Raw genomic sequence first — 12,973 nt, 5'->3', positions numbered from 1 at the left:
AATATTTGAATTGATTTGAGTAGAATCTATACCAGTACGCTAAAAAATGAACACATTGATTTTTAAAAATAAACTAAACCATAAATGTGCTATGCTTAAACCAAATGCTTTTGTTGTCCTACTTATGATGGTACTATCTTTTGGCTGCAAGAAAAAAGAGTGGGATGCATTTTATGGAAGACCGGATGATTTAGCGCCCCCTATTTATCAAGTATTAGAACAGCGGGGCAATTTTACCACACTACTACAACTGATTGATAAAAGCGGATATAAACAAACCCTGAATACAGGTGCAGGGTATTGGACATTTTTTGCGCCAAATGACGCCGCTTTTGACGCTTATTTTAAGTCGGGTAAATTTTCAGGTGTCGCTGCCATTGATTCTTCAACCGCCAGAGCTATGGTGCAGTATATGTTGATCTATAATAAATTTTCGTCAAGTCGCCTGGACGATTATCAGGCCTCAGAAAATAATACAGGCTGGACCGAAAATGAAGCGTTTAGAAGAAGGACCGCTTATTATACAGGCTTTTACCATGATGAATCAACGCAAGGTCCAATAGTAGCTATTGCTGATAATCGCAATAATATCTCCACCTCACTTACGGGCAATTATGTACCGTCGGATTATAACAATAAATATATCACCTATTTTAAAGATAATTATTTTTCAAATGCAACGCTGACAGCCGCTGATTATAATTATTTTTACCCAAAGTCTAATTATACGGGTTTTAATGTACTGGGCGCAAGTGTAGTAACACCAGATATTGACGCTGAAAATGGGATGATTCATGAAATCGATCAGGTCATTGATCCACTTCCCAGTATCGATGAATATTTAAAGACTAATCCAAATTATTCTAGCTTCTGGAAGATTTTAAACCGTCTGAACACCAATAATACAGTACAATATATCTATAACGAGGAGGCCACCCAGCGCTATCAGATCCTAAGTAAATCTTCCGACAAGGTTTATGTAAAGGCCTATTCCGCATTATTGTCCTATTCGCCTAATAACGAGAATTTCCTGAAAGAAGGGGATAACGACGGGCAGAAGGATTGCTGGACGATGTTTGCACCCACCAACAGCGCTGTAGACAATTATGTACAGCATACCCTACTCAGGTATTACCCTTCACTGGATAGTGTGCCTCTGGAGATAATTACGGATTTTTTAAATGCACATATGTTTCCAACAGTCGTATGGCCATCTAAGTTTTCTATGACCGTCAACTCTTTTTCCGAACCAGCACGCTTTGATCCGATTAGTGATGTCGTTGACCGCAAAGTATTAAGCAATGGCTTTTTTTATGGAACGAACAAAGTGGAACAAGCAGATATTTTTAGTACCGTCTTTAGTGAAGCCTACCTGAATCCAAAATATACTTTTATGACAAGGCTATTTGAATCTTCAGGGCTGAGTCTGTTAATTGGGAAATCCAATATTCCGGTCAATATCTTGTTAATTCCTGACGCCGTATTTGCCCAGGCAGGCTTTACTTATAATGCCTCCAGCGAAGAATTTAAATACAACGGCAGCACCAATGGGGTGCCCGACCGCCTGGAAAGGATTATTCGTACCTGTGTTTTCTTTGGCAATTATAAAAATGAGATGGATGATTTATCCGGATCAGGTATTGTCAAATCCGGAGATGCTGACAACGAAGGTGAGTATATTAAATTTAATAATAATGAGATTTGGACCTCTGGTTTAGAGGATGCAGGCATTGCGGCTCACGTGGATAGTTCAAAGACGGCCACAAATGGGAAAGTCTATTATGTTGACCAGGTATTGTCCTATTCAGATAACGGTGTAGGTTATCAGCTATCAAATTTAGCCCCAGACGAATCCTCTTCATTTTATTATTTCTGGCAACTACTTAAAAACGCAAGCTCCGTTTTTAATGTCAGCACCAACAGCATTATCGGTAACACCGGATTTAGTACCCTTTTTGTGCCGACAAATGAGGCCATCAGAAGCGCCGTAATGGATGGATATTTACCAGGCGATAAGCTTACCGGGGAACCCAAATTTAATTCCACGAATGTAAATGATATGGAACTGGTAAGAAAGTTCTTGCAATACCATATTCTGGCCAGTCATACAGCTGTTGTGGATGGCAATACCGATCCTGCCAAGTATGATACGGATCTCAAAGATGATTTAGGAACCACCTATCAAATCAAGGTGCAAAATGATAAAGATGCTATGACGCTAACGGACGATTATAACCGGACAGCGCATGTGATTGTTGCCCAGAGTAACCATTTAGCCAGCCGCTGTGTGATTCATCTGATCGATAATTACCTTAAATACAACTAAGAATAACGCCATTAATATTTATTATGAGAATGATATTTAGAAAATTATTGCTATTGTCTTTTATTGGGTGCCTTTTGTGTTGTTATCAAACAGCCAAAGCGCAAGACAAAATAATTGTTACAGGAAAAGTGACGGATGCAAATGGAGCGCCACTTAGTGGTGTTTCTGTTATCGAAATGGACAATGATCAACGTGTCGTACAGGGAACTGCTACTGATCTACAGGGTGATTTTGCCTTATCCGTGAAAAATGTAAAAGATCGGTTGACATTTTCCATCATCGGGTACAAGAGCGAATCAAGTCTAGCGATTAATACCCGAAGAATATTTAATATAAAACTCACGCAGTCCAGTACTGATTTGGAAGATGTGGTGATTTCTTCTGATAACCTGATTGATAACGGCATGTTGCCAGTAAGGCAAAGAGATTTGACAACAGCCATCTCCACAATCAATGCCAAAGAAATGGAAGAGATGCAGGCCACTTCTATTGATCAGGCATTACAAGGACGTCTGGCTGGGGTAGATATTGCTGCCAATTCCGGGGATCCGGGAGCTGGCCTTCAAATTAGAATCAGAGGAACGTCCTCCATTAATGCGTCAGATAATCCATTGATAGTAGTGGATGGTATGCCCTATGATACAGATGTACCGGCTGATTTTGATTTTGGTACCGCTGACGAACAAGGTTATGCAGCCTTGATTAATATTGCGCCATCAGATATAAAGGAAATTACTGTATTAAAAGATGCTGCTGCTACCGCCATCTGGGGCTCAAGGGGAGCGAGTGGGGTATTGCTTATTACGACCAAAAGAGGAAAAAGAGGAAAGCCATCCATTAACTATACTTTTAAGGGTACACGCTCGCCCAGAGCCAAACCAATACCCATGCTTACGGGATCCCAATACTCTAGTCTGATCCCAGAGGAGTATATGAATACCAATGGCATTCCGCTTAATACGCAGACTGTCAATGAATTTAAATATGATCCCAATGATCCATATTATTATTACAATTACAGCAATAACACCAACTGGATAGACGCCATATCCCGTTCAGGGAATACGCAGGATCATAATATTTCCATGTCAGGTGGGGGAGAGAAGGCCATGTATTATGCTTCAATGGAATATTTAACCCAAAAGGGGATTACCCTGGGTACAGATCTTACCAGGATCAGTAACAGAGTAAACTTGGATTATAGTATTTCTGACAGAATTCATATAAGAACGGACCTCTCTTTTACCCATTCAGAGACCAATAAAAACTACTCGGACGGGGTGCGCAATGTAGCTTATTTAAAAATGCCTAATATGAGTATATACCAGTTGGATGATTATGGCAGTCTTACACCTATATATTTTTCGCCAGAATCCAACATACAAGGTCAATATAGTTCCACTTATAATCCTGTAGCCTTGGCAAAGGCGGCGGTTAATAAAGTGGTGGCAGAAAGGATCACCCCAAAATTTAATATTCGCTATCAAATCGTTCCTTCCAGACTGATGGCGACCGTTGACGTGCAGTTTGATATCAATAGCACGAAAAATAAAAGCTTTCTGCCACAAATTGCCACCGGTCTAGGTTGGACCAATGCTGAGGTGAATAAGGCCTATGACGGAGATAATGACGCCTTTTCTGTACAAACTAAATCTTCGCTGGTCTGGACCCCTGCATTTAAAAATACCAAACACAACTTTATGGGACTGATTAACATGATGACCTATCAGTCAAAGAATATTTCTTATCAGGCCAGAACCTCCAATACAGCATCTTCAGATTTGCAGGATCCCTCGATTCCCTCAAGAGTGAATGGCGCTCAATCAGCGCTAAGTTCCAGTACAAAGCAAAGGACAAGTGGAAGCCTATTATTAAATGGCCAGTATAGTTATTTAGACCGTTATATAATTAATGTTGGTCTTAGAGGTGACGGTACTTCCAGACTGGCTCCTGATAATCGTTATGGGTTATTCCCTTCCGTTTCCGGAAGATGGAGAGCATCAGGAGAGCAGTTCTTATCTGATTTAAAATTCATAGATGATTTAAGCTTCCGGGCCAGTTATGGTCAAAGCGGGAATGCGCCTACTTCAGACTATTCCTATTATAGTATTTATGATAATATGGATTGGAGCTTTATGGGGAGTCCGGTATCGTTCCATCCAGCATGCAACTAAACAATTTAAGATGGGAAACAGTTGTCGGTACCAATTTTGGCGTCAGTCTCGCTATGTTTAGAAACCGGTTTTTTATTGATGCAGAAATCTATAGAAACAGAACGAAAGATTTGTTGTTTAACGGCCTTGAAATTCCATCTATCAATGGGTTCAATTCAGTTAATATGAATGTAGGGACTATGGATAACCAGGGCTTCGAGATTACCCTACAGACGCAGCCTTATAAAAGCGGTAAATGGAAAGTCGATTTTACTTTTAATGTAGCTAAAAATCAAAATATTATACGCAAAATTTCTGAGTTCTACCCTGTTGAAAAGGGCAATGTTACCACAAATGGCACCTTTAAAACTTACATGCAGATTAATAACCCCTTTGGCTCATTCTACGGTTACAATTTCTTAGGCGTGTATAAAGATAAAGAAGCCACTTTAGCCAAAGATGAAAAAGGTCAGTTAATTACCCGTCCTAACGGCGATCCGGTATATATGACCTTTAGTTATCCTTCCATCGGCTATACTTTTCAACCAGGAGATGCTATGTATGAAGATGTAAATCATGATGGTACCATTGATTACCGCGATATCGTCTACCTGGGCAACAGCAATCCTCAACTAACAGGTGGCTTTGGAATTAATGTTTCTTTCGCAGATGCTTGGCGCCTGTCAACCTTTTTTAATTTCAGAACAGGTTACCAGGTGGTTAATGGAACAGAAATGAATACAACAAATATGTATGACTATGATAATCAGAGTACGGCAGTCATGCGCCGATGGAGAAATGAAGGGGACGTGACCAATATTCCCAGGGCATTATATAAGGCAGGCTATAACTGGCTGGGCTCTTCCAGATATGTAGAAAACGGCTCTTTTTTGAGATTTAGAACAGCTACGCTGCGTTATGTCTTTCAAAAACCATTGCTACAAAGGATAAAGGCAAAGGCGTTGAGTGCTTATCTGACCGTGGAAAATATTTTGACTTTAACCAAATATAAGGGACAAGATCCAGAGGTGAGTGTAAGAGGATCGGATCCTTTTAGAGTGGCCACAGACAATTCCATGACACCGCCTGTTAAAATGTTTACGCTGGGATTAACCGCTTCCTTTTAAAATTCAAAATTTAGAATTATGAGATGTAGAAATATATATTTAATATCAACCTTGCTACTGATGATTTTAGGCAGCTGCTCAAAGATGCTAGATCAGCAACCAGAAGATGGTATTATAAGAAACAATTATTGGAAAACAAAAGAACAAGTTCATGCAGCCGTTATCGGCGTCTATGCCTCATTAATGGGTGATCCCTCTAATGGTGCAAAGAACCTGGATATTACTTTATTTAAGTGGGGAGAATTGCGTGGTGATATGCTGGCCGCTTCTCTTGGTGCCAGCAGTAATGATATTGAAGTCATGAATATGACTACCCAGACTGCAAACCCGATTGTGGATTGGAGTCCGGTGTATAAAATTATCAATCTATGTAATACGGTTATTGCATACGCGCCTAGCGTATTGGAAAATGACCAGACCTTCACAAAGGACATGTTAAATGGATATATAGGCGAAATGAAGACACTTAGGGCATTAATGTATTTTTATTTAGTGCGCAGTTTTGGAGAGGTGCCGCTTAAATTAGACCCCACTTCAAATGATGACCAGATTGTCCAAATGGCGAAAAGTTCGCAAGCAGATGTGTTACAACAGATCGTAAAAGATCTTAAAGATGCAGAGCCGCTGACCCTGACCACTTATGGGAATCAGGCTTCCGATAAAGGGCGAATCACCCGCTATACAGTAGACGCCATTGAGGCAGACGTATACCTCTGGATGGAAAACTATCCTGATGCGGTGACTGCCTGTGACAAGATTATTAACGCAAAAAAATTTGGCCTTATTGCCAGCAGCACTGCCTGGTTTACCACCCTATTTAGAAACGGAAATTCTACAGAAAGCATTTTTGAAATTCAGTTTGACCAGCAAAAACTCAACGATTTTTATAATATGTTTGGGGCATCATCCAAGGAGTTTATTGCTTCCAACAAGGTAATGGATGAGATTTATACTACAGAAATCAGTGATTCTACCAATGCTCAGGATATCCGAAGTGCCGGCGCCTCGGTTCGGGCGGAGGATAATGTAATCTGGAAATACGTAGGCAGCAATGCCACCAGTATGATCGGAAACAGTGATTCTTATACCCATTGGTTTTTCTACCGTTATGCGGACGTACTATTAATGAAGGCGGAAGCGCTGGCGCAAATACCGGGTAGAGGACAACAGGCACTTGATCTAGTAAATGTCATCCGCAAAAGAGCAGGTGCACCGGCATCTACCCAGGAAAGCCCTGATGTGAATAACTCAGATGAACTCTCCAGATATATATTAAGCGAAAGAGCCAGAGAATTTGCCTTTGAAGGCAAAAGATGGTATGATGTATTACGCTATGCCAAAAAGAACAATTATGAACATATCAGTTATTTACAAGATTTTGTCGCGGCACTTGTCCCAGCAAATATGGTTCGACTGGTAAAAGAGAAAATATTGGATCATAACAGCCATTATTTTCCGATTTATACCTATGAACTAGAAACCAATAAGTTACTTATTCAAAACCCATTCTACCAATAAACCTATCTGTCATGAAAAGTGTTAGACTATTATCAGTGGTTACCTGCGCATTACTGCTTTGTACAGTGATCGTATGTTGCACCAAACCAGGTTGACAAGAACTACCTCAACTAGCCCAAATATAATGGATTATTTAAGAAGCGATTCCTTAAACAGGTTTACCCAGCTTGTGAAGATTATTGATCGGGCAGCCTACGCAACTGAATTAAATACCTATGGTACTTATACACTATTTGCGCCAACGGATTCAGCGGTAAATCGTTATTTAATGGCACATAATATAGCCTCCATAGAAGGTCTTACAAAAGAGCAGTGGCAGGAGGTTTTGAAATTCCATTTACTGGAAGAAAGCCTGCCCAGCAGCACTTTTACTGATGGTAAATTACCGGCCATTACCGATTATGGTCAATATTTGATAACAGGCATAAAAAATGTCAATGGCGTTTCTTCCTATTTTATCAATAGGCAAGCCTTGGTGACTCAGGCCAATATTACGGTTGGCAACGGAATTATCCATGCCGTGGATCACGTACTGGAACCCTCCGTGTCAACTATTGCCGAGTTACTGTCTAAAGATACGACCTATTCTATTTTTACCCAGGCCGTTAAAGAAACCGGTTTTTATGATACCCTAAATGCCATGAAAGATCAAGGGGTAGTCAGATCTGGCTTACGGTAATTGCCGAAAGAAATCAGAGCTACCGAGATTCTGGCATAGCAAACTATAGTGCACTTAAACAACGCTTCAGTAATACCGGTAATCCTAAAAATGTGTTAGACAGCCTGCATTTATATGTGGCTTATCATATTATACCCGATGTCAAGTATTTAGCAGATATCGTCAACACCAATTCACAGTCCACTTTAGCGCCTTTAGAAGTTTTGACCGATAAGCTGGTGGGTGATACCGTTTTAATCAATGACGATTCTTATTCTACCCTGGAAGGGACTGTCTATGAGCCAGGCGTTAAAATAGATTTATCCTCCAGCGATCAATCGGCGACCAATGGTGTATTACATACTGCCCAGGGCGGCATTAAGATTAAAGTCAGGAAGCCTTTTCCCGTTTATTGGGATTTATGCGCAACACAACCTGAGTTAACACGACTTTCGTCCATCTACAGGAAACAAACCTTTTTATTCGATTATGGAGACGGAAATACTTTTGCTGGTATTAAGTGGGAAAAAAGTTGTTTAAAATATAGAGCAGGTGTCAATGGATATTTAGGGGATTATTGGCAGGTCGGCATGGGACGTTCCTCCAGTAATACAGATAATCTGGGGACCTGTTCAGGCAATAGCTGGATTGAATTTACCACGCCCTTACTGGTTAAAGGAAATATAAAGTCTGGTTCTGTTATTATAGACAAAATTCAACTACAATCTCAGTGCAGGCATTGTTTGATTCTGTTCCTCTGACAAGTGCTTTAATTCAGTTTGACAAAAAAATCTCCTCAGTGGATTTTGCTAAAGAATCAGAACTGGCTGCTATTGGCTGGAAATGGTGGGCAGGTGTAAATAAAAAATCCGGTTCCACTGCAGCGCGTATGCTGGGTGTGGTGGATGTAAAAGAAACAGGTCAACATAAGATCAGGTTTGAGCTGGTATCCGGTGCCAATGCGGATTGCAATTTTGATATGGTTCAGTTTATTCCGGTAGATTGGCCAGTCAGACTAGCCCTAGGTTCAACCCTGATGGATCCGTCGAATATTAAATTCAGCTGCTTCCAGTTCTTTAAACTATTAATAACAATTGAATGAAGAAATATATTATAATGATGATGGCCACAATATTAATTGTTGCCTCCTGTAAAAAGTGGGATGATCATATAGCCTTGAACACTCCAGGCTTAAATGAAACCTTATTTGCCCAGATCAAAGGCAATAGTGACCTGTCTTTATTTGCATCATACATAGAAGAAGCAAATCTAGATACCTTACTGAATTCCTCCATGAATCTGACGGTGTTTGCCCCATCCAATGAGGCTTTAAAGCAATTACCCGATTCTATTGGGCAAAACCCCGCAAGTCTACGTAGGTTTCTTTTGAATTTAATTGCCGGTAAGGCCTATTATACAAGAGATGCCAGTAGTGATTTACGCATCAGGATGCTCAGTGGAAAAGAATTCAGTTTGACCAGGGTAAATTCCAAGAGGCCAATTTGACAAAAAGTGATATGGTGGCTAAAACGGGGTTTTACATATTATCGACCAGCCCGTATTGCCACTGCCCAATATCTGGGAATATCTCAATGCCACGAAAGGGGAATATAAGCAAAATGCCTATATCGCCTCTTTAAACTATAGAGGTCAGGATTTAAGTCAGGCAGAAATTGACAGTATTGATTTAACAACCGGTGTCCCTGTTTATAAAACAGGGACCGGCATTGTAGAAATCAATACATTTAAAACGAAAGTATATGATGTTGCAGATGAGGATTCCTTATATACCTATTTTGTGCTGACAGATGCTGCTTTTGAAAGCCAACAAGCTAGTATGAAACCTTATTTAAGGCGCTTAGTGAAGATACCTCTATAAGCAATGCAAATTGGAGTGTTGTGAAAGATTTAGTTGTAAGTGGGTTACATGAGAACTTATCCGCTACGACACAATTCGTTACCAAATCTATGTTCATTTTTCAATAATCCGCTTCGATTGTTGCACCCAAAAGTAAGTAATGGTATAGTGTATGTGATGATTCCCTATCCATGCCCATAGCAGAGAAAATTCCTGTTGTGTATATTCAGGGAGAAAACCCGATCGGCTTTTCTTCTGAACCGAGAGTGCACTAGAAGATATTTTTTACCGTAAACGATTTAACCCTATCACGCGTGATACTTTTACGGATATTTATTGTAAACCGTGGTTCATCCGGTGCCAATTTTTACGCAGATTATGCGACCAATATTTATTATGCTACTTAAGGTGTATTGGGTGGCTCTTAATGATTATGTCAGTTCAGGTCAGGGGACGATGCCTATGGAACTACTGGAAATCTCAATCAAATTGTAAAGGTGATGGCCAATGACTCACTCTCTACAGTGTTGTTTAATGAGACAGGAGTGGTAGAGCCCAATACCTATACAGAAACCTATATTGGAGAATTTACAAATGATGGGTACAACTGGTGCTTTCATACCCAGGGTTATGCCAGATGGTAGCACCTACGAGGTGAATCCTGCAACCAAATTTATCCGATTGCAGGCGCCCTCCAGTAATAGCAGCCTTATAATCTGACACTTGATTATTTGAAATTCGTCCCAGTTTTTTAATTTAATTATACTTCCTATGATTATTATGAGAAAATTATTTATATATTAATTGGAGGATTAATCGGGTTGCCATTGCAGCATGGATTTGCTCAAAGTGTTAAATCCGTCCATCCGTCCATTACAAAACCAAAGGACACCCTACAGGTATCAGGTGTTATATTAGACGTTGTCAGCAAAAGGCCGCTTTATGGAGTGTACGTTTCCTATAAGGATTATGGTGCTGCTATTACGGATTCTTTAGGTCATTTCAGTATTGCTGTTCCCAATATGCAGATTACTTTAATGGTTAAGGCGGAGGACTATAACAATCAGCAGGTAGCCTTAAAAGGACGCAGCTCTATTGAGATATTATTGCAGAAGTCCGGTGCTGCCAGCTTCTATAATGAGATCGTAACACCTTCCAGACAAGTCAGTAGATCAAAAATAACAGGCGCTATGGACGCCATTGAAACAAAGGGCAACTGGAATGCCGATCCCGGCTCCGTTGATAACTTTTTGCAAGGAAAAGTAAGCGGTTTAAATGTAATTAGGCGCTCAGGTACACCCGCTGCGGGAGCTAATTTATATTTGCGCGGCTATAATTCCTTGTACGCTTCAAATCAACCTATCATCATTGTAGATGGGGTTTATTATGATAATGCTACCTACGGTGCCAGCTTGAATAAAGGCTATTATAACAACCCGCTATCCTTTATTGATTTAAAAGACATTGATAAGATTACCGTTATAAAAGACGCTACCTCAACTTATGGCTCAAAGGGCGCTAATGGTGCGATTATTATCACCACTGCCAGGGCATGAAGAGGACCTCTATTGATGTTTTACTCTCCGGGGGCGTTAATTTTAGCCCCAAGAGCCTGCCAGTGATGGACGCAAGCGATTTTCGCTCCTACCTGTCTGAGATGTTACAATCCAAGGGTATGACAGATGCAGATATCTCAGCATTATCCTATATGAACGACAGTACTCTTCAATGGATTATTATAATGTACATCAAAACAATAACTGGCAAAACAAAATATTTAGAAATTCATATATGCAAAATGCTTATTTGAAGATAGCGGGAGGAGATAATATTGCCAAATACGCTTTGAGTATCGGTTATGGTAATAATAAATCTCCCTTACAAAATACCGGGCTGACCCGGTATAATATGCGCTTTAATGCGGATCTTAATCTGACAAAAAGACTTATTGCTTCTGCCAATGTTAGTTATTATAGAAATGAGCAAAATATTAGAAATACTGGGATTGCACCCACGACCAATCCCATTTTTACCAGTCTTGTGAAAGCGCCTTTTTTGCAGATCATCTGATCTCCGCCTCAGGAGTCGTTTCACCACAATATGCAGACCACGACACGTTGGGTATCAGCAATCCTATTGCCATTATCAACAGCGAAAAAGGGCAGAATAATAGTTTTAGGTATAACGGAGGTATTTCATTTAAATACTTATTAAGTAAAAATCTTTCACTGGCCACAACGGTGTCCATTACGAGTCAAAAAATCCGGGAAACCTTTTTTGTTCCCCAAAGAGGAATTGTAAGTGATACCTTAATGAATGACTTACTGGCCAACAACCGGTCAGGCGCTCAGGTAATTAAATTGTTTAATGTCTATAATGATTCCAGGATCAACTATAATCAGCATTTTGGCTTTATCAATGATCTGGATGTGACCTTTGGGTTCCGATATAATAAACTTAAATCTGAACAGGATTACGGATTAGGCTTCAATGCAGCGACAGATCAATTGACCAGTGTCGGATATGGACTAAATACTTTAAGGCAAATAGGAGGTTCGATTGGCTCCACCTGGATGGAGACCTATTTAAATGCAGCTTATGGCTTGCAGGATAAGTATTTTTTGAATGTAAATGCCTCAATGGATGCTTCCTCAAAGTTCGGCAGAAATGTAAATAGTGGGGCATTAAGGATCGCGGATCGACCATTTGGTGTGTTTCCTTCCGCGGGTTTTCATGGCTTGCCTCCTCAGAAAATTCATGGCAAACGCTAATTGGCTGGATCTGTTAAAATTCAGGGTATCTTATGGTATGATGGGCAACGATGATATTGGTAATTATACTGCGCGTAGTTATTATACTGCACAAAATCTATTGGGTATTTCAGGGCTTGTTAAAGGAAACCTGGGTAATGAATCGCTTATGTGGGAGCGTGTCTCAAAAGCTAATATCGTTTAGATGTCGATTTGTTGAATAACCGGCTTAGTTTAACGCTGGATGCTTATCATAATAAGACCAGCCATATGGTTATTTATGAACCCGGACCAACGGTTTCCGGACAGGACTATATTATTACCAATAATGGGGCATGAAAACGAGTGGTGGTGAAATTTCCCTAAATGCGGTACTCGTGAATAAGCGACGATTCAATTGGCAGCTAGGATTTAATATCGCCAAATATACATCCATTATTACAAAATTACCCACCGGGCCTATTTATACAGATTTTGCAGACGGCGTTTCTGACCAGTATTGACAACGCCCCAAATCTGTTTTTTGGCTATAAAACAAACGGAGTTTATAGCTCTGATCAAGAAGCTACAGCCGCTGGTCTAA

The 12,973-nt window shown here is 40.2% G+C and carries 15 protein-coding genes; all 15 read left to right on the top strand.

All coding sequences use genetic code 11. The features are described from left to right. Positions 1 to 91: 91 nt before the first annotated feature. The 15 genes from FSB73_RS00060 to FSB73_RS23145 all read left to right on the top strand — a co-directional run bounded on the left by FSB73_RS00060 (position 92) and on the right by FSB73_RS23145 (position 12,893). Positions 92 to 2,326, top strand: coding sequence for a fasciclin domain-containing protein (locus FSB73_RS00060; RefSeq protein ID WP_158639345.1), 2,235 nt, complete (start codon positions 92 to 94; stop codon positions 2,324 to 2,326). Between the two features lie 23 nt (positions 2,327 to 2,349). Next, entirely contained in the window at positions 2,350 to 4,500 is a 2,151-nt protein-coding gene (locus FSB73_RS00055) for a SusC/RagA family TonB-linked outer membrane protein (RefSeq protein WP_225974316.1), read from the top strand. Then, positions 4,491 to 5,606 (top strand): TonB-dependent receptor, encoded by a 1,116-nt coding sequence (locus tag FSB73_RS23540; RefSeq protein WP_225974315.1) that lies wholly within the window; start codon positions 4,491 to 4,493, stop codon positions 5,604 to 5,606. The genes FSB73_RS00055 and FSB73_RS23540 overlap by 10 nt, the downstream gene beginning before the upstream one ends. 18 nt (positions 5,607 to 5,624) lie before the next feature. After that, a complete protein-coding gene (locus FSB73_RS00050; RefSeq protein ID WP_146779610.1) occupies positions 5,625 to 7,124 on the top strand; it encodes a RagB/SusD family nutrient uptake outer membrane protein in 1,500 nt (499 codons plus the stop codon). A gap of 124 nt (positions 7,125 to 7,248) precedes the next feature. Beyond that, positions 7,249 to 7,803 carry a fasciclin domain-containing protein gene (locus FSB73_RS00045; RefSeq protein ID WP_158639344.1) on the top strand — a complete coding sequence of 185 codons (555 nt, stop codon included), beginning with the start codon at positions 7,249 to 7,251 and terminating at the stop codon, positions 7,801 to 7,803. 92 nt (positions 7,804 to 7,895) lie between these two features. Then, a complete protein-coding gene (locus FSB73_RS00040; protein WP_146779608.1) occupies positions 7,896 to 8,543 on the top strand; it encodes a fasciclin domain-containing protein in 648 nt (215 codons plus the stop codon). A 38-nt stretch (positions 8,544 to 8,581) separates the two neighbouring features. Continuing rightward, positions 8,582 to 8,884 (top strand): hypothetical protein, encoded by a 303-nt coding sequence (locus FSB73_RS00035; RefSeq protein ID WP_146779607.1) that lies wholly within the window; start codon positions 8,582 to 8,584, stop codon positions 8,882 to 8,884. After that, positions 8,881 to 9,288 (top strand): fasciclin domain-containing protein, encoded by a 408-nt coding sequence (locus FSB73_RS00030; RefSeq protein ID WP_146779606.1) that lies wholly within the window; start codon positions 8,881 to 8,883, stop codon positions 9,286 to 9,288. The genes FSB73_RS00035 and FSB73_RS00030 overlap by 4 nt, the downstream gene beginning before the upstream one ends. 55 nt (positions 9,289 to 9,343) lie before the next feature. After that, on the top strand, positions 9,344 to 9,661 hold the full coding sequence (locus tag FSB73_RS00025) for a hypothetical protein (RefSeq protein WP_146779605.1): 318 nt from the start codon (positions 9,344 to 9,346) through the stop codon (positions 9,659 to 9,661). 479 nt (positions 9,662 to 10,140) lie between these two features. Then, a complete protein-coding gene (locus FSB73_RS23150; protein WP_158639343.1) occupies positions 10,141 to 10,284 on the top strand; it encodes a hypothetical protein in 144 nt (47 codons plus the stop codon). A 183-nt stretch (positions 10,285 to 10,467) separates the two neighbouring features. Then, positions 10,468 to 11,196 (top strand): TonB-dependent receptor plug domain-containing protein, encoded by a 729-nt coding sequence (locus tag FSB73_RS00020; RefSeq protein WP_146779604.1) that lies wholly within the window; start codon positions 10,468 to 10,470, stop codon positions 11,194 to 11,196. A 235-nt stretch (positions 11,197 to 11,431) separates the two neighbouring features. Beyond that, the gene (locus FSB73_RS00015; protein WP_146779603.1) at positions 11,432 to 11,710 is read left to right on the top strand and encodes a hypothetical protein; all 279 of its coding nucleotides are present in this window, start codon (positions 11,432 to 11,434) and stop codon (positions 11,708 to 11,710) included. A gap of 47 nt (positions 11,711 to 11,757) precedes the next feature. Continuing rightward, a complete protein-coding gene (locus FSB73_RS00010; RefSeq protein ID WP_146779602.1) occupies positions 11,758 to 12,411 on the top strand; it encodes a TonB-dependent receptor in 654 nt (217 codons plus the stop codon). After that, positions 12,398 to 12,595: a hypothetical protein gene (locus FSB73_RS00005; RefSeq protein WP_146779601.1), complete on the top strand. Its 198-nt coding sequence runs from the start codon at positions 12,398 to 12,400 to the stop codon at positions 12,593 to 12,595. The genes FSB73_RS00010 and FSB73_RS00005 overlap by 14 nt, the downstream gene beginning before the upstream one ends. 130 nt (positions 12,596 to 12,725) lie before the next feature. Then, complete coding sequence (locus tag FSB73_RS23145; protein WP_158639342.1) at positions 12,726 to 12,893, top strand: hypothetical protein; 168 nt, start codon at positions 12,726 to 12,728, stop codon at positions 12,891 to 12,893. Positions 12,894 to 12,973 lie beyond the last annotated feature (80 nt).

The organism is Arachidicoccus ginsenosidivorans (genome assembly GCF_007971385.1).
In the GTDB taxonomy this organism is placed as follows: Bacteria; Bacteroidota; Bacteroidia; order Chitinophagales; family Chitinophagaceae; genus Arachidicoccus; species Arachidicoccus ginsenosidivorans.
Note: the sequence above shows the minus strand (reverse complement) of the source record. Positions and strands in the feature narration are given on the sequence as shown.

Coding starts and splice junctions, on each gene's coding strand:
- FSB73_RS00060 (WP_158639345.1), top strand. CDS start 92: ATGCTTAAACCAAATGCTTTTGTTGTCCTACTTATGATGGTACTATCT.
- FSB73_RS00055 (WP_225974316.1), top strand. CDS start 2,350: ATGAGAATGATATTTAGAAAATTATTGCTATTGTCTTTTATTGGGTGC.
- FSB73_RS23540 (WP_225974315.1), top strand. CDS start 4,491: ATGCAACTAAACAATTTAAGATGGGAAACAGTTGTCGGTACCAATTTT.
- FSB73_RS00050 (WP_146779610.1), top strand. CDS start 5,625: ATGAGATGTAGAAATATATATTTAATATCAACCTTGCTACTGATGATT.
- FSB73_RS00045 (WP_158639344.1), top strand. CDS start 7,249: ATGGATTATTTAAGAAGCGATTCCTTAAACAGGTTTACCCAGCTTGTG.
- FSB73_RS00030 (WP_146779606.1), top strand. CDS start 8,881: ATGAAGAAATATATTATAATGATGATGGCCACAATATTAATTGTTGCC.
- FSB73_RS23150 (WP_158639343.1), top strand. CDS start 10,141: ATGGCCAATGACTCACTCTCTACAGTGTTGTTTAATGAGACAGGAGTG.
- FSB73_RS00015 (WP_146779603.1), top strand. CDS start 11,432: ATGCAAAATGCTTATTTGAAGATAGCGGGAGGAGATAATATTGCCAAA.
- FSB73_RS00005 (WP_146779601.1), top strand. CDS start 12,398: ATGGCAAACGCTAATTGGCTGGATCTGTTAAAATTCAGGGTATCTTAT.
- FSB73_RS23145 (WP_158639342.1), top strand. CDS start 12,726: ATGAAAACGAGTGGTGGTGAAATTTCCCTAAATGCGGTACTCGTGAAT.